General features: G+C 66.4%; 12 protein-coding genes. 9 read left to right on the top strand and 3 right to left on the bottom strand.

Features of this window, described 5'->3' with window-relative positions; all coding sequences use genetic code 11:
- Positions 1-19: 19 nt before the first annotated feature.
- Together CYD53_RS11185 and CYD53_RS11180 are read right to left on the bottom strand one after the other, a co-directional pair.
- On the bottom strand, positions 20-1354 hold the full coding sequence (locus CYD53_RS11185; protein WP_103718169.1) for an HlyD family type I secretion periplasmic adaptor subunit: 1335 nt from the start codon (positions 1352-1354) through the stop codon (positions 20-22).
- Positions 1351-3060, bottom strand: a complete 1710-nt coding sequence (locus CYD53_RS11180) for a type I secretion system permease/ATPase (RefSeq protein ID WP_181011816.1) — start codon at positions 3058-3060, stop codon at positions 1351-1353. The genes CYD53_RS11185 and CYD53_RS11180 overlap by 4 nt, the downstream gene beginning before the upstream one ends.
- A 612-nt stretch (positions 3061-3672) precedes the next feature.
- Between CYD53_RS11180 and CYD53_RS11175 the strand changes: the two genes are divergently transcribed.
- The gene (locus CYD53_RS11175; protein ID WP_103718167.1) at positions 3673-5307 is read left to right on the top strand and encodes a carbohydrate-binding domain-containing protein; all 1635 of its coding nucleotides are present in this window, start codon (positions 3673-3675) and stop codon (positions 5305-5307) included.
- 400 nt (positions 5308-5707) lie between these two features.
- Here the strand turns inward: CYD53_RS11175 and CYD53_RS11170 are convergent, their stop codons facing one another.
- On the bottom strand, positions 5708-6631 hold the full coding sequence (locus tag CYD53_RS11170) for a LysR family transcriptional regulator (protein ID WP_103718306.1): 924 nt from the start codon (positions 6629-6631) through the stop codon (positions 5708-5710).
- A 483-nt stretch (positions 6632-7114) separates the two neighbouring features.
- On the opposite strand from CYD53_RS11170, the gene CYD53_RS11165 reads away from it, so the two are divergent.
- From CYD53_RS11165 to CYD53_RS11130, 8 genes are all read left to right on the top strand, one after another.
- Positions 7115-8176, top strand: coding sequence for a transporter substrate-binding domain-containing protein (locus CYD53_RS11165; RefSeq protein ID WP_103718166.1), 1062 nt, complete (start codon positions 7115-7117; stop codon positions 8174-8176).
- Between the two features lie 55 nt (positions 8177-8231).
- The gene (locus CYD53_RS11160; protein WP_103718165.1) at positions 8232-9428 is read left to right on the top strand and encodes an ABC transporter permease subunit; all 1197 of its coding nucleotides are present in this window, start codon (positions 8232-8234) and stop codon (positions 9426-9428) included.
- Positions 9425-10558 carry an amino acid ABC transporter permease gene (locus CYD53_RS11155; protein WP_103718164.1) on the top strand — a complete coding sequence of 378 codons (1134 nt, stop codon included), beginning with the start codon at positions 9425-9427 and terminating at the stop codon, positions 10556-10558. Before CYD53_RS11160 ends, CYD53_RS11155 begins: the two co-directional genes overlap by 4 nt.
- Positions 10555-11349 carry an amino acid ABC transporter ATP-binding protein gene (locus CYD53_RS11150; RefSeq protein ID WP_103718163.1) on the top strand — a complete coding sequence of 265 codons (795 nt, stop codon included), beginning with the start codon at positions 10555-10557 and terminating at the stop codon, positions 11347-11349. Before CYD53_RS11155 ends, CYD53_RS11150 begins: the two co-directional genes overlap by 4 nt.
- 197 nt (positions 11350-11546) lie before the next feature.
- Positions 11547-12884 carry a serine hydroxymethyltransferase gene (locus tag CYD53_RS11145; RefSeq protein WP_181011815.1) on the top strand — a complete coding sequence of 446 codons (1338 nt, stop codon included), beginning with the start codon at positions 11547-11549 and terminating at the stop codon, positions 12882-12884.
- A 150-nt stretch (positions 12885-13034) separates the two neighbouring features.
- Complete coding sequence (locus CYD53_RS11140) at positions 13035-14204, top strand: aminotransferase class V-fold PLP-dependent enzyme (RefSeq protein WP_103718161.1); 1170 nt, start codon at positions 13035-13037, stop codon at positions 14202-14204.
- Between the two features lie 22 nt (positions 14205-14226).
- Complete coding sequence (locus CYD53_RS11135) at positions 14227-15225, top strand: asparaginase (protein WP_103718305.1); 999 nt, start codon at positions 14227-14229, stop codon at positions 15223-15225.
- Between the two features lie 369 nt (positions 15226-15594).
- Positions 15595-17226: a DUF4153 domain-containing protein gene (locus tag CYD53_RS11130; protein WP_103718160.1), complete on the top strand. Its 1632-nt coding sequence runs from the start codon at positions 15595-15597 to the stop codon at positions 17224-17226.
- Positions 17227-17237 lie beyond the last annotated feature (11 nt).

Raw genomic sequence — 17237 nt, 5'->3', positions numbered from 1 at the left:
CACTTCGCTCGAAGACGCTCTAGCGCTCGGTCAATGCCCGTCGGAAATGATCGCTGATCGGCTTGAGGAGAAAATCGATCGGTCGGCGGGCCTCCGTTTCGATGAAGACCTCGGCCTGCATGCCGGGAACGAGCCTGAGCGGCGCGAGGCGGGCGATCTCGGCCGGCTCCAGAGCGATTCGCGCGGCGTAGTATGAGAGGTTGGTGCGCTCGTCGCGCCGGATATCGGCACCGACCTGCGCGAGGCGACCGGTGATCTCGGGAACGCTGGCGCGATTTCCGGCGAGGATTTTCACACGTGCGCTATGCCCGACCGCAAGCTGATCGACGTCCGTCGGCGCGACCCTGCTCTCGACGACGAGGTCGGCGTCGCCTGGCACGATCAGCATCGCCACTTCTCCCGGCTGCAGGACGCCGCCGATCGTATGCATGGCGAGCTGATGCACGACGCCGCTCACCGGAGCACGCAGTTCGACCTGCCGGAGCTGCGCCTCAATAGCCGCACGCCGCTCCATCGCCTCGCTCTCGCGCGCCCTGACTTCGGTGAGCTCCTTCGAAACCTCCGCGCGCAGATCGTCGTCGATCTGCATGATCTGCAGCGAGATCTCGGCAATCTTGCCTTCCGCCTGCGCGATGCTGGCGATCAGCTGGCCGATCTGGCCCTCGATTGCAGCCTGGCTGCGCTGCAATTCGCTCAGGCGCGTCAGCTGCACCAGATTCTTCCTGTACAGCGTTTCGACGCCGACAAGCTCGACGGCGATGATCCTTGCCTCACGGTCCTTCGCGACCTGCTGGGCCCTCGTTCCACGAATTTCCTCGGTGAGCTGGACGATGCGCTTGCGCAATTGGGAGCGCAGGCCCTCTCGCGATGTGCGGCGGACTTCGAAGAGCCTCCGCTCCGCTGCGATCAGTTCCGCGATGTCCGGCGAAGCCGCCCGACCGAGGATTTCAGCCGCGAAGTCGGGCGCCTCCCGCCCCTCCCGCTCGGCAACCAGCCTGGATGACTTGACGGAGAACTCGTCCAGCTGACGAGAGAGAATCTGGTGCGTGGTTCTTGTTACCGTCTCGTCGAGCCGCAGCAGGACATCTCCTGCTTTCACCGATTGCCCTTCCTTCACGGGAAGCGCCACGACCGTGCCTCCGGTCTGGTGCTGAATCTTCTTCACCTCGTCGGCCACGACGAGCTGGCCGCTCGACACGACTGCGCCCTGAAGGCTCGCGCTCCAGCCCCACGCAGCCAGGCTGCCCCCAAAGAGCAGCATGGCTGCCAGCGCGACGCGCCGCTGCCGCCGCAGCGCCAGCAGATAGTCGGGGCCATCCCCGGCAGTCGGCGGGACAGGGCCGAGAGCCTTCATGCGAAGGTCGGCCGGACATGGCCCGCCGGAGCGGGGGGCGATGCCGGCCGCGTCAGCGCGCGAATGATCTCGTCGCGCGCACCCAGCATGGTGATCCGCCCGCCATCGAGCAGGGCGACGAGATTGACGGAAGCGAGACCCGAAGGCCTGTGCGTGATGATCACGACGACGCCGCCTCTCGACCTTACCGATGCGATCGCTTGCGACAGGGCCTCGTCGCCCTCGCGATCGAGATTGCCATTGGGCTCGTCGAGCACGATCAGGAAGGGATCGCCGAAGAGCGCGCGCGCCAGGGCGATCCGCTGGCGCTGCCCACCCGACAGCAGGACGCCGGATGGTCCAATCTGCGTCTGGTAGCCCTGAGGCAGGCCCAGGATGAGGTCATGGGCGGCCGCGGCTCTCGCGGCAGCGATGATCGCCGCAGAGCCGGTGAAGTTCCGGAAGCGCGCAATGTTCTGGGCCACGGTGCCTTCGAAAAGCTCGATGTCCTGCGGCAGGTAGCCGACATGCCGGCCAAGCTCGTCCCCCCATTGCGCAAGGTCCGCGCCGTCGAGGCGCAGTTTCCCCATGGCCGCCGGCCACACCCCGACCAGGGCACGGGCGAGTGTCGATTTTCCTGAGCCGGTGGGGCCGATGATCCCGAGCGCGTCGCCTGCGGAAAGCTGTAGCGAGACGCCCTTGAGGACAGGCAGCGACGCTCGGGGAGGCGTGACGACGAGATTCTCGACCTCGAGGCGCGCCTCCGGAGCAGGCAGGGCGAATTCGCGCTCGCCAGTCGGATGCGCCGCGAGGTCGCGGTCGAGACGCCCGAGAGCCTGCCTGGCTGCAATGAAGCCTTTCCAATGCTGGATGGCGGCCTCGATCGGCGCAAGCGCACGTGCGGTGAGGATCGACGCGGCGATGATCGCACCTCCCGAGATCGCTCCGGTGATCGCGAGATAGGCGCCGAGCCCGATGGCTCCCGATTGCAGGACGAGGCGCAGGGTCTTGGCGAGCGCTCCGGTCGCGCTGACGACATCGCTCCTGCGCAGCGCCTGGCCGGCGAGCCTGTCGTTGATCTCGCGGTAGCGCCCGGCGAATGCCTGCCGCATGCCCAGCGCGCAGATGACTTCGGCATTGCGGCGCGTGGCGTCGAGAAGCGCCTGGCGCTCGAGCGAGATTGCAGAGAATGCCCGCGCTGGCGCACGGCTCTGCATTTCGGTGCAGGCGGCCACGGCGACGACGAGGACAGCGCCCAGCAGAGCAAACCAGCCGAGCCAGGGATGGAGCAGAAACGCCACGATGATGAAGAGCGGCGCGAAAGGCAGGTCGAACAATGCGGCAGGGCCTAGCCCCGCCAGGAAGCTGCGCACCTGGTCCAGATCGCGGATCGGCGCCACGTCCTGCTGATCGGGCGATCCACGGACCGGCAATTCGACCGTCATCGCATAAGCGCGGAGCGACAGCATCTGCTCGAAACGCGCTCCGATGCGCGCGAGCATGCGTGCCCTTACGGCGTCGATGATGCCCTGGAAAAGATAAGCCGCAAAAGCGATCGCGGAGAGCGCCAGCAGTGTCGGAAGCGAGCGGCTGGTCAGAACCCGGTCGTATACCTGCAGCATGTAAAGCGTGCCGGCGAGGTAGAGAATACTGATGAATGCGGAGAAGATCGCGACCCAGAGGAGCCAGGAACCGATCGATTCCAGCTCGGATCTGACACCCGACATCACCCCGGATCGATGTTCGCGCCGCCGCATCAGGCACCTTTCGGCGATTTTCGACTTCCGAAACCGCGTCGGGATCGCCTGCGCCGCGACGACGAACGGCAAAGGTCGCGAATTCCGGTGGGACGACTTCGGGCAGGGACGACTTCGGGGCACGTGCCGATCCGCTCGTGCGCTCTCGGTCGCATAGGCAAAGACCAACGCGCCGACCGCATCGATTCAACGTGACCGGTTCGGCTCAAGGACCCGGGCAGGCCAGGCCGAACGCTCATGCGAGAATCGAGCCAGGGCACTTGCCGCAGATGCTGCAGCGCGTCATATTTACGATAATCGATGCCCAAGGATCGGACGAGCCAAGACATCGACCCGGTCGAAGAAGCTCCCTCGACAGTGGATACGCGTCGCGGCGAAGATGCCTATCGATATGCCTGCCGGCAGTTCCCCATCGCCCTTGCGGATCTAAGAGCGATCCGATCGGGCGGGCAAATTGCGCCTCTGATTCAGATGGCGCGGGCCGGATCGTCATAGTCTCCGTTTCACAGGTTGCTTGAGTGTCATGGACGAGAGCGGGCGCTGCCTCCCGCTGGAACGATTTCAGATGGCGAGGACGTGCCTATGGTCGATCTTACCGGATACCGCCTGACCTTCGACGAGGAATTCAATACACGAAGCATCTCGCTGACCGGCAGCGGGACGACTTGGGCCAGCACGCGCCAGGAGTGGCGCCATGATGGCTATTCCGACATCGGCTTCGGGATCAGTTCCTTCGTCGATGCGAGCTCTGGCTACGACCCATTCAATGTCTCGAACGGCGCGCTCGCGATCACCGCCGTCCCGGACCGCACACCTTACGGCTATCCCGGCGCCTGGGAGTCGGGGCTCATCACCACGCAAGGAGATTTCTCGCAGACCTACGGCTATTTCGAGGTTCGTGCGGACTTCTCCGACGCTCCGGGTGGATGGGATGCTTTCTGGCTGTTGCCGAACGCGCAGATTCCCGACCCGAGCAACCTCGGGCACTGGCAGGAACTCGACGTGCTCGAGCACTACGGCGTGTGGGACAAGGGCATCTACAGCGGCATCCACACCACTGACGCCGCCCCGAACGAACACTGGCAGCAATATCTCCAAGTCTACAGCGAGATGCCCAGCCCGTCCGGCTATCACACCTATGGCATGAACTGGCAGGCGGACCGGATCAGCTTCTACATCGATGGGCAATTGGTCGGCTCGCAGGCTACGCCGAGCGATATGCATGCGCCGATGTATCTGCTGCTCGACCTCGCCGTGCAGGATCCGGCCGAGATCGCCGGCGTGCCGCTGACCTCGAAGATCGACTATGTCCGCGTCTACTCTGCCGATCCCAATGCGCAGGCGGTTGCCCTGGGCACCGTCTCGTCGCCGGACGGCTATGACCCCGGACTCTACGGCGCCTCCGCCGCCGGGGGCTCCCCGCCATCCCAGCCTGGCGGTACCACCGCGGTCACGATCGGCAGCGGCTCCGACAAGCTCGTGCTCAAGCTCAGCCAGGACGCCTATCTCGGCGACGCGCTCTACACGGTGTCCGTGGATGGCGTGCAGGTCGGAGGGACACTCACGGCCAGCGCCGCCCATGGAACGGGACAGTCCGACGCCATCACGGTGCTGGGAAGCTGGAGCGCCGGCGCGCACGACGTCTTCATCCACTTCCTCAACGATCGCTGGGACGGCACGCCAACCACCGATCGCAATCTCTACCTGGACTCGGCGACCTATAACGATGTCGCGGTTCCGGGCGGCGCTCTCGGCAATCTCCTCGGCCAGAGCTTCACCTTCCAGGATTCCGCGACGACGCCTCCTCCTGCAACCACCCCGCCGCCCACGACCACGCCGCCCCCGACCCCCTCGGACCCGGAGGGAACGACGATCGGCAGCGGCTCCGACAAACTCGTGCTCAAGCTCAGCCAGGACGCCTATCTCGGCGACGCGCTCTACACGGTGTCCGTGGATGGCGTGCAGGTCGGAGGGACACTCGCGGCCAGCGCCTCCCATGGAACGAGACAGTCCGACACCATCACGGTGCTGGGAAGCTGGAGCGCCGGCGCGCACAACGTCTTCATCCACTTCCTCAACGATCGCTGGGACGGCACACCAACCACCGATCGCAATCTCTACCTGGACTCGGCGACCTATAACGATGTCGCGGTTCCGGACGGCGCTCTCGGCAATCTCCTCGGCCAGAGCTTCACCTTCTATGACCACATCGCCTAGAGCAGGATGCGAAGAAGTGGGAACCGGTTTTTCGCATTGATCCTGCTCTCGCTCTTTGGTGAGAGACGGATTCAGATTTCAGATGGGATCACTCTGTGACTCCGTCTGAAATCATCCGGCTCTCGCGCCCCGGGCGCGAAGCAGCGCCTGTGTCTCTCCGGCAAACCGCCGGACGTTGCGTCATCGAACTCCGCCTTTTCGTCTGGATGGATCGCAACAGCGCGGTCGCGTTACTGGCGGTTGCCCCGATGCCGGCCGGAAGGTTCAGCGCGTATGTTCTACCTGTCGAAGGGAGAATGAGATCGCCAAGCGCGTCCCGATAACCCCGCGCGATCTGGTCTGCGCACAGATCGCAAGCGAGACGACGGCAGGCTGCGTGCTCACCGGCGTCGCCTAAGCCTCAGCCTGGCGCAGGAGCGGCCTGGGTGTTCATCGCCGCCGCCACGGATTGAAGTTCGGTGACGAAGCCGGCGACAGCCGGATTGCGCCGCTCGCCGCTGCGGAAGGTGACGAAGATCCGTCGGATGATCGCAGGCCGGATCTGCTTGAGCAGCAGGCTGCCGATATAGTCGCGTCCCCGCAGGCCGGGATTGATCGAAACCGAGCAGCCAGCCTCCACCATGGCCCGGACAACCTCGAAGCTGTGGCAGCGGCCGTTGATGATCGGGTCGAAGCCGGCATCGCGACAGGCTCCGACGATGACGTCGGAATAGGTGGACGAATTCGTGTCGAGCGCCCAGCGTTCGCTTGCCAGCTCCTCGAGCGTGACATGGTCCCGCTCGGCCAGCCGGTGGCCGGGCGGCAGCAGGACGTGGAGCTGGTCGTCCAGCAGATGCAGCGTTTCGACCTGCGCTTCCGAGAGACCGGACGCAGTGGTGAGGTCGTCGACGATCGCGACATCCGTCTGCCAGGCTCGCAGCGCCGCCAGGCTGTCCGTCGGTTCCAGCTCCTCGAAGGTCGTCATCAGGTCGGGAAAGCGGGCCGAGAGGGCGCGGATCGTCGGCGGGATCAGCGAGGCCGCGACGGAGGGAAAGGCGGCGACGCGCAATTCGCCCGCGACGGTCTTCTTCAGCTCCGCGAGATCGGTCTTCGCCTCCTCCAGAATGCCGATGACGCGGCCTGCATGCTCGACCAGGCGCTGCCCGGCCGGCGTAAGCCGCACGCCCCGGCCGCGACGTTCCACCAGCTCGATCCCCGTCTCGTCCTCGAGCAGGGCGATCTGCTGCGAGACCGCCGATGGCGAGATCAGCAGGGCTTCGGCCACCGATGCCATGGTTTTTCGCAGGGACAGCTCACGGAGCGTGCGAAGCCGGGCCAGATCCATCGCAGGAAATTCCATTCTGTTTGGAGACCGTTCGATCATGCGAGCCCTCATCCTGAGGAGCCGCGAAGCGGCGTCTCGAAGGATGCTCCAGATGGTTCCCGAGCCTCCTGGAGCATCCTTCGAGACGCGCTCCTGCGGAGCGCTCCTCAGGATGAGGGCTGAGTGAATCTCAAATGGTCTCGTCGGTGACAATCATGCACTTTCGCTAATGTATAGCTCAAAGTTAATTAAGTAGACCAGAATTGTTTTCCGGCAGTAGCCTGTTCCCCAAGGCGCAGGGTTGCCCAAGGCGCACGGTCGATGTCTCGCGAGCGGGAGGAGCGCTTCGCCGAGCCCGGCCGCGGCTTTCGGGGTTTGCGTCCCGCGGCAATGGCGTGCGTGGAGCGCGGTTCCACAGCGGTCCCGCCAGCCTCTGCCTGCGCCCATGATCTCGGCGGCCTATCGCGACTGAACTCAACGACAACGAAAAAGAGGGGTGTGCCTATGTCCTGCCTGAAACTGTCTCGCTCGAAATTTCTGACCGCGGCGCTGGCTGCCACGGCATCGCTCCTGGCGACCGGGCTCCTGGCGACCGGCGCCTCCGCGACCGTCCTCGACGCCGTCAAGCAGCGCGGCGTGCTGAACTGCGGCACCGACAACACCGCGCCCGGCTTCGGCTATCTCAACACCAGGACGGGCAAGATCGAGGGGCTCGACGCCGATTTCTGCCGCGCCATGGCAGCCGCCGTCCTCGGCGACGCCGGCAAGGTCAATTTCGTCGTCGTTACCGATAAAAGCCGCTTCAACGCCCTGCAGACCGGGCAGGTCGACGTCGTCTTCGCCCACACCACGGTCAAGCCGGTGCGTGAATCCGCCATCGGCATCGATTTCCTGCCGATCAATTTCTATGACGGCACCGGCGTGATGGTGAAGGCGGCCTCGGGCGTGAAATCGGTCGCCGAGCTCGACGGTGCCACGATCTGCACCACGCAGGGCTCGGGCACCGAGAGCACGCTGGCCGGCGTCATCCGGCAGCGCGGCTTCAAGGGCACGAAGGTGCTGACCTTCGAGAACCTCGAGAAGCTGTTCGCCGCCCTGCAGGGCGACCGCTGCAATGCGATGTCGACCGACAAATCGGCGCTCGCCGCCTGGCGCGGCAATTCGGCCAATCCGTCCGAGTATACGATCCTGTCGGAGACGCTCGACAAATCGCCCTTCGCCGGCTTCGTCGTCGCCAACGACTCCAAATGGCGCAACCTGCTGCGCTGGGCGAGCTATGCGTTGTTCCAGGCCGAGGAATGGGACATCACCTCCGCCAATCTCGCCGAGAAGCTGAAGGACGAGAATCCCTTCATCCAGAAATTTCTCGGCGCGAAGGGCGGTTTCGGCAAGGATTTCGGCGTCTCGGACGATTTCATCGCTGCGATGATCAAATCGGTCGGCAATTACGGCGAGATCTACGACCGCAGCCTCGGGCCGAAGACGCCCTATTTCATCGATCGCGCCGGCACGCCCAACGCCTCCTGGGTCAAGGGCGGCGCCGAATACTCGCCGCCCTGGAACTGAGCGACCTGATTGGGGGCGGGCCATCCGGTCCGCCCCGATCTTCGGAGCACAGGTCATGACGATGCAGATCGCCGAAGCCCCCTACATCACCCCGACGCGCCGGCGCGTGCTGGTGGTGTCCAGATGGTGTCTCCAGGCCGCGATCGTGGCCGTGGTGGCGGGCCTCGCCATCTGGCTCGCCCTTGCGGTCCGTGAAGCGCTGGCGCGCAAGGGCATCCAGTTCTCCTTCGGCTATCTCTGGAACGCCGCCAATATCAGCCTGAGCGAGGGGCTTGTCCTGTCGCGCGATGGCGCCTGGCCGGTTCTGGAGCCGTTCAGCCCCACCCATAGCAATGCGCAGGCGTTGTTCGCCGGCCTCTGGAACTCGCTCAAGGTCGCGCTCACCGCCATCGTCCTGTGCACGGTGTCCGGCACGCTGGTCGGCATCGGCCGCCTCTCGACCAACTGGCTGGTGCGAAACCTGTGCTTTGGACTGGTCGAGTGCGTGCGCAATACGCCGCTGCTGATCCAGATCGTGTTCTGGTACTTTGCCGTCGTCCTGCGCTTTCCGCCGGCCAATGCCGCCTCCGGCTGGCTCGGTGGCCTCATCGCCAGCCGTTCGGGCCTGTTCCTGCCGGGCCTGGCGGTCTCCGAGGATGCCAGCCTCGCATCCCAGGCGCTGCTGGTCGCGGCCGTCGCTTCGACAATCGCCGCGCTCGTGATGCGGGGAGGGCGGCGCAAGCTGACCTGCCTGGCTGTAGCGCTTGTCGCCCTCGCGCTTGCGGCTGCGCTAGGCTTCCCGCTGAGCGCCGACCTGCCGGTCGCGACCCGCTTCGGCGCGCGCGGCGGCTTCGCGCTCTCGCCGGAAATGACCGCGATCCTGCTCGCGATCACCGTCAACAGCGCGGCCTATGTCGCCGAGATCGTGCGCGGCGCCATCGACGCGCTGCCGAAGGGGCAGTGGGAGGCTGCCGCCTCGCTGGGGCTGTCGCGCTCCCACACGCTGCGCGACATCATCCTTCCGCAAGTTCTCCGGATCGTCCTGCCGTCGCTCGCCAACCGCTATATCAGCCTGACGAAGGACACATCGCTCGGAATCGCGATCGGCTTTCCCGACCTGTTCAACGTCTACGGCACCGTCTCGAACCAGACCGGGCGGAATCTCGAAGGCGTCATCATCGTGATGCTGACCTATCTCGCCCTCAGCTGGATCATCAGCGCCTGCGTCAACGCCCTCAACGCCCGCATCAACCGGCAGGGAGGGACGCGATGAGCACGGTCGCGCTGCGGTGGCTCCACTGCAATCTCTTCGCCAAGCCGTTCGATGCTGCGCTCTCCCTCGTCGTCATTCCAGCGCTGGCCTGGGCAATCTATGCCTCGCTCCATTGGGGGCTGGTCGAGGCGCGCTGGGAGGTGATCGGCGGCAGCCTCAAGGTGCTGATGGCCGGCATCTACCCCGTCGATCAGATCTGGCGGGCCTGGTTCGCGTTGGCGATGCTCTGCGCGATGTTCGGCGCGGGCCTTGGCCTCGCTATGCGCCCCGGCCGCGTTGCGCTGACGGCCGTCGCCTCGGTCGCCATCCTGATCGCGGCGACCGTCGCGGTCGTGAGCGGCGCAGGCGCCGGGGTCCTCGCGGCAGGCAGCGCCGCGCTCGGCCTCGCAGCCTGGAGCGCTGTCCATCATTCCGCGCGCGCCCAGCGCCTCGTCCTGCCCGGGCTGTTTGCCGGGGTGGCCGCGATCTTCGCCGTGCTTTCTGCGCCGGGCTTCGAGGTCTGGGGCGGGCTGCTGCTCAGCATCGTGCTGACGCTCACGGTGTCGATCCTGAGCGTGCCCTTCGGCATCCTGCTCGCGCTCGGGCGGCAGAGCCGCATCGCCAGCCTGCGCCTGATCTCGACGGCCTATATCGAGACGATGCGGTCGGTGCCGCTGATCCTCGTGGTCTACTGGGTCTGGATCATCGTTCCGCTGCTCGCGCCCGATACCTCGGTTCCGAGCCTGCTGCGCGGCATGGCGGGCTATGCCCTCTTCTTCGCGGCCTATGTCGCGGAATATGTCCGCAGCGGCCTGCAGGCCGTGCCCAAGGGCCAGATCGAGGCGGCGCGTTCGCTCGGCATGGGCACCTGGACGGTCAATTTCGACATCGTCCTGCCGCAGGCGCTGCGCGTCGTCGTGCCCTCCCTCGTCGGGCAGATCCTCGACATCTTCAACGGCGCGACGCTGGTCTTCATCATCGGCCTGACCGATTTCCTGCGCGCCGGCCAGATGATCCTCGCCGATCCGCAGAATGGCGGCCGGACCTACGAGATCTACCTCTTCCTCTTCGCCGTCTACTTCGCCATTGGCGGGGCCATCACCTACGCCTCGCGCCGGCTCGAAGCCCATCTCGCAAGGGGGTCGCGATGAGCGCCATCCAGAACCTGTCCGCCACGCCGCCGCATGAGGCGATCGTCAGCATCACCCGCCTCAACAAGTCCTTCGGCGCCTTCCATGTCCTGAAGGATGTCGATCTCGATGTCGGGCGCGGCGAAGTCCTGGTGATCATCGGCGCCAGCGGCTCGGGCAAATCGACCCTGATCCGCTGCGTCAACGGGCTCGAGATGTACCAGAGCGGCCGCTTGACGGTCGACGGCTTCCAGATGCCGACCCAGGCCGACCGCGAGATCGGCGGGGAGAAGGAGCTGGCCCGGATCCGCCGGGGCGTCGGCATGGTGTTCCAGCAGTTCAACCTGTTCCCGCATATGAGCGCCCTCGACAATGTCGCGATCGCGCCGGTCAGGGTCCGCGGCCGGACACGGGAGGAGGCGAGGGCCAGCGCGCTGCGCCTGCTGGAGCGGGTCGGGCTGCGCGATCACGCCGATAAATTCCCCGGCCAGCTCTCCGGCGGCCAGCAGCAGCGCGTCGCCATCGCCCGTTCGCTGGCGATGGAGCCGCACATCATGCTGTTCGACGAGCCGACCTCGGCGCTTGACCCCGAGATGGTCGGCGAGGTGCTCGACGTCATGCGCGAACTCGCCGGCGAAGGCATGACCATGATGATCGTGACGCATGAAATGGGCTTCGCCCGCGAGGTGGCGGACCGCGTCGTCTACATCGACCACGGCCGCATCCTCGAGATCGGCACGCCGGCCGAGATCTTCGACAGGCCCTCGCATGAACGCACCCGGACCTTCCTGTCGCGCGTGCTGCGGCACTGACGAAACGCAACGCTTGCCGCTCGCACGCGCCGTGAGCGGACGGCCATTCCCTTCACAGAGGACATGACATGTCACTTAAGAGCCCAGTTGGAACCTCCAGCCCTCATCCTGAGGAGCCGCGCAGCGGCGTCTCGAAGGATGCTCCAGATGGTTCGGGAGCCTCCTGGAGCATCCTTCGAGACGCCATTCCCAACGGAATGGCTCCTCAGGATGAGGGCTCAGGAGGTCTCCAAACAGCCTCTAAGACGGCCGCCCTCCCGACACGCTTCCCCGATGCCGGTTGGCATGGCTTCTTCGGCGCCGACGCCCGGCGGCTCGGCGCCGATGTCGTCGCGCTGATCGACCAGGATCGCGAGAGGGAGGGGCAATCCCTCAATATGATCGCCTCGGCCTCCTATGCTCCGCTGGGCCTGCGCCAGATCGAGGGAAGCCATCTCGTCAACCGCGCGCCGATGGGCCTGCCCGGCCGCCGCAGCGTCGCCAATTGCGAACAGCTCGACGCGATCGAGAATCTCGCCATCGACCGGGCGAAGGCGATCTTCGGCGCTGAGTACGTCAACGTCCAGGCGCTCTCCTCGACCATCGCCAATGTCGCCGTGCTGCGCGCGATCCTGCCCGCTGAGGGCGCGCGGCTGCTCACCTTCGACGAGCTCGCCGGCGGCCATGTCAGCCACGGCGCCATGCGCCACATCACGGGGGTGGGCCGCGAGGTCGTCTCCTTCGGCGTGACCGGCAGCGGCGCGGTCGATCTCGACCAGGCCCGCGACCTTGCGCGTAAGGTGAGGCCGCATGTCCTGCTCGCCGGCCCCTCGTCCTATCCACGCGAGATCGACTTTGCCGGGTTGAGGGCCATCGCCGATGAGGTCGGAGCGCTGCTCTTCACGGATATCGCCCATGTCGCGGGCCTGATCGCAGCCGGCCTCCACGCCAACCCCGTGCCGTTCTCCGACGTCTCCACCACCTCGACGCAGAAGACGCTGTGCGGACCGCGCAACGGCGCCTTCGTCTTCGCCAGGGAGCGTTTTGGCGCGGACATCGATGCGTCGATCTTCCCCGGGCTGCAGGGGCCGGCGGCGTCGAACATGATCGCGGCGCGCGCCGTGCAGATGGAGATGGTCGCCCGGCCCGCCTTCGCGCAGCTCATGCGCGACGTCGTGGCGAATGCGAAGGCTTTCGCGACGGGCCTGGAGGAGGGCGGGATCGAGCTCTACACCGGAGGCACCGACTCCCACATGATCATGGCCTATACCGGCGAGAACTGGACGCAAGCCCAGCTCGTCGCCGGGCTCGCCGCTCACGGCATTCTCGGCAATGCCATGCGCGCGCCGGGGCAGGGGGGAGAGCCGCGTACCGCCTTCCGCTTCGGCAGCGTCGCCCTGACGATCCGTGGTCTCAGGCCAAGCGAGGCCATGGGCCTGGGCCGCGAGGTCGCCGGCATCCTGCGCGCCGGTCCCGCTGCCTCCCTGGACCCGGCGCGGCTGCGCCGACTGCAGGACCTGGCCGCCGCCCACCCGATCCCGTCCTTCGTCGACTGAGATGCCGCCTCGACTGAGGCGCCGTGCCGCCGGCGCGAGCGTGAAGGAGAGCCCCGGCGGCAGCCTTCACGAGCGCCGGCCGGCTCGCCCTTCGACTGTTCGACCGACCTTGCCGCCCGCAGCCTTTGCCGCCGATTGCCGGAGCCGATCATGACCCGCCATTACGACGTCGCCGCGATCCGTCGCCAGTTTTCGGTGACCGAGCGCCTGCTCTATCTCGATTCCGCCCATCAGACGCCGCTCGCCACCAGCGTCCGCGACGCGCTCATGCGCTTCTACCGCGAAGGCAGCGAAACCGCCGGGCCCAAGCCCGTCTGGCTCGACCGGGTCGAACAGGTTCGTGCCCGGGTGGCGAAGCTCCTCAACGCGCAGCCTTCCGAAATCGCCTTCACCAAGAACACCTCGGAGGGCATGAACATCGCCGCCAACGCCCTGCCGTTGACGGCGGGAGACAATGTGCTGCTTGTCGAGGGCGACCATCCCAACAATGCCTATGCCTTCCTCAATCTGCGGCGGCGGGGCGTCGAGGTGCGCTTCGTGCCGATCTCGGGCGCGACGGCACGGGCCGAGATGTTCGCCCCCCATATCGATGGCCGGACCCGGGCGATCTCGCTCTCCCATGTCACCTTCCATGCCGGACACCGCTTCGACCTGGCCTCGATCGGCGCGCTTTGCGCGGAGAGGGGCCTGTATTTCGTCGTCGATGCGATGCAGTCGACGGGGGTCGTGCCGCTCGACGTCAAGGCGAGCGGGGCGAGCCTGATCGGCTCGGGCTGCCATAAGGGGCTGCTCGTTCCCCAGGGCCTCGGCATCCTCTATTGCCGGCAGGACCTCGTTGAATTGCAGCCGGCCTATATGGCGATGTCGAGCCTCGCCGATCCGCCGGGCGATTATATCGCGCGCGCCGACAATATGGCGCTGAAGCCGGGTGCCGGCCGGTTCGAGATCGGCAATGTCAATTTGCCCGATATCCACGCGCTCGACGCCGCGCTGAGCCTGATCGAAAGCGTCGGCGTCGCCGCGATCGAGGCCCATCTCCAGGATCTCGGCGACCGCCTGATCGAGCATATCGACGCGCTTGGAATCCGGCTGGTGGGCCCGCGCGCCCGCGCCGACCGCTCGCCCCATATCTATGTGCTCGACCTGCCGGCGCAGGACTGGGCCGACTACCTCGCCAGCCGGCAGGTGCGCGTCTCGCCGGAACGCGACGGCATCCGCGTCTCGTTCGGCCTGTTCAATAATGCCGGGGATGTCGATCGTTTCGCCCAGATTCTCACGGAGCGCCGCGATATGCTGCCGCGGGCACGGGATGTGGCCTGATCTAGCGGAATGGGACAAGCGCATGGGCAGGGGGCGGGTCGCGGTTATCGGCACGGGCGGCACGATCGGTGCGGTCGGACGGGATGTCTTCGATCTCCATGATTACGATGCCAACGGCGTCATCCTCGATGCCGGGCAATTGCTGGAAGCCTTGCCCCGCCGGGACGGCGACCCTGTCTGTTATGCGGTTCCGTTCAGCGCCGTGCCGAGCACGCGCATCGGCTTTAAGGAATGGCGCGAGCTTGCCCGGCTCTGCGCCAAGCTGGTCGCGGATGATCCGGAGCTGTCGGGGATCGTCATCACGCACGGCACCTCGACCCTGGAAGAGACAGCGTATTTTCTCAATCTCACCGTCACGGTGACGATCCCGGTTGTCCTGGTCGGGTCGATGCGCCCATCGAACGGCCTGTCGAGCGATGGCGCGCTGAACCTGCGAAACGGCATCCGCGTCGCGGCCTGCCCGGAGGCTGTCGGTCTTGGCGTGCTCGTCGTCCTGAACGACGAGATTCATGCCGCCAGGGACGTGACGAAATGCTCCAGCTCCCGCGTGCAGGCCTTCCAGTCCCCCGTCCATGGGCTTCTGGGGCAGGTCGATTCGGACCGGATCGCGTTCTATCGCCGCCCGTTGCGCGCGCATGCGCCCGATACGGAGTTCGCGATCGAGCAGATCGAGGCCTTGCCGCGCGTCGACATCCTCTATGCCTATGTCGGCGGGGACGATGTGCTGGCCCGTGCCGCGATCGGGGCCGGAGCCAGGGGCATCGTCTCGGCGGGGTTCGCTCCCGGAGCAACCACTCAGGAGGAGAAGGCAGCGCTGCGCGAGGCTGCTGCGAATGGCATCATCGTTGTCCAGTCGACGCGCGCAGGGACCGGGCGCGTCCCCGAGACCAGCGGGCTTGCAAAAAGCGGTTTCCTCAGCGCCGATGACCTGAACCCGCAGAAGGCGCGCATCCTGCTGGCGCTCGCACTGACGCGGTCGGATGACGTCAAGGAGATCGAGGGGATGTTCCGGCGTTACTGACCTGTCCGAAGGGGAGCAGGCCCTGGTTTTCATGCGCGCATGCCTGCACGAGCCCTCCCGGGTTGACGCACCGGGAGCGAACGCGCGCGCAACGGCTTAGACCGCGCGGCGCTGCACGAAATCTGCACGACAATCCTGAAATCCTGATCGATCCCCCGGCCGGCGCTGCAAGCGACGGGCGCATGACTGCGGCATGGCAGAGATCATAGCTCCCCGCGCTTTCACACCAACCTTGCCCCGGCGTCTCACCCGGGATGGCTGGTGGCTTGTGGCGAGCGCGCTCCCTGCCGAGACCGCCATGTCCGTTTTTTCCGCGCCGCCGCGCGGCTCCCGCGCGCTGCAACCCGCTCTCAGCGAGACCCCAGACCCATGCCCAGCTCCGTCCCGACCGCAAACTCCATCCCGATCCCGGCAGAGGTGATAGAGCGCCCGCCGACAGCCCGGCCAAGGCGCTGGCTGCAGGCCCGGCTCGGGCTCGCCGCCGGCCTCGTGCTCCTGGCCGATCTCCTGTTCTACGGCCATGCGCTCGGCATCTCGCTCGCCTATTTCCTCGCGACGCTGGCGGCGGCCTCGCTCTGGGCGAACCCGGTCCGGGCCAGCGGCCGCAGCCGCGCGTTGGCGCTGCTGCTGCTGGGGGCAGGGCTTCTCGCCATCGTCGAGGAGGCCAATCTGCTCTCCTCAGTGCTGGCGATCCTCTCGACAGCGGTCTTTGCCGTGATGATCAGCCAGCAGCGGCAGGCCCGCTGGCAGGAGCAGATGCGGGAGGCGAGGCGGATGCTGCTTGCCGGCGCCTTCAGGCTGCTCGGCGATATCGGGCGCGTCAGCCGCCTCTCGGGGCTGCGCAGGAGAGTTCCGGGCGGGTTCGGCTGGGTGACGAGCTGGATCATTCCGCTCGCCTTCCTCAGCGTCTTCGCGACGCTGTTTGCCTCCGCCAATCCGCTGCTGGAAAGCTGGCTGAGGCGGATCGACCTGCGGCTGCTCCTCGACCTGCTCTCGCCATGGCGCATGCTGTTCTGGCTCCTGATCCTGTGCCTGGTCTGGCCGATGCTGCATGTCCGGGCGGCCCGCAAGCGCAACGCGCAAAAACTGGCGGCGCAAGAGTTGGCAGCACAAGAGCTGGCGGCGCCTGCGGCCAAGGCGATCACCTTCGATCCCTACGGGCTGTTCGGCGACGCGGCGATCCTGCGGTCGCTGGTCCTGTTCAACGCGCTGTTTGCGGTGCAGACGGGCCTCGACATCGCCTATCTCTGGGGCGGCGTCGCGCTGCCCGACGGCATGAGCTATGCGACTTATGCCCATCGCGGCGCCTATCCGCTCGTTGTCACCGCGCTGCTGGCGGCCGTTTTCGTGATGATCGCGATGCGCCCGGCCGGCCCGGCCGCGCGCAAAGCAGCGATCCGGCCGCTGGTGCTCGCCTGGGTCGGCCAGAACATCATGCTGATGGTCTCGTCGCTGCTGCGTCTCGACCTCTATGTCGCCGCCTATTCGCTGACCTGGCTGCGTCTTGTCGCCTTCATCTGGATGCTGCTCGTCGCCATCGGCCTGGTCTTGATCGTCATCCAGATCAGCGGCCGCAAATCGACGAACTGGCTCGTCTCGGCCAACGCCGCCGCGCTGGCGCTGACCCTCTACGGCTTCTGCTTCGTCAATACGCCCGCCGTGATCGCGAACTACAATTTCCGCCATTCCCAGGAATTGCGCGGCACCGGCCCGCGTCTCGACGTCTCCTATCTGACATCGCTTGGTCCCCAGGCCATCCCCGCGCTCGACCGCTACGCGCCGCGCATCGCGGCAGTCGAGCGTGCCCTTCCAGGCTCGTCCTGGAGCAGGGATGTGAGCACCCTCCCGATTACTCGCGACTACAAGGCGAACAAGCATCGCGCAGAACAAGCGGATTGGCGGGCCTGGGGCTTTCGCGCATGGCGCCTGTCGCGATACTTGGCTAACACACCCACGGCCCCTTTCAGGGGCAAGAGCAGCCCGGCCACGCCCGGCCAGTGACAGGCACGCGA

The organism is Allobosea psychrotolerans, assembly GCF_002917105.1.
Lineage (GTDB): Bacteria > Pseudomonadota > Alphaproteobacteria > Rhizobiales > Beijerinckiaceae > Allobosea > Allobosea psychrotolerans.
This window is presented reverse-complemented; position numbering and strand designations above follow the sequence as displayed.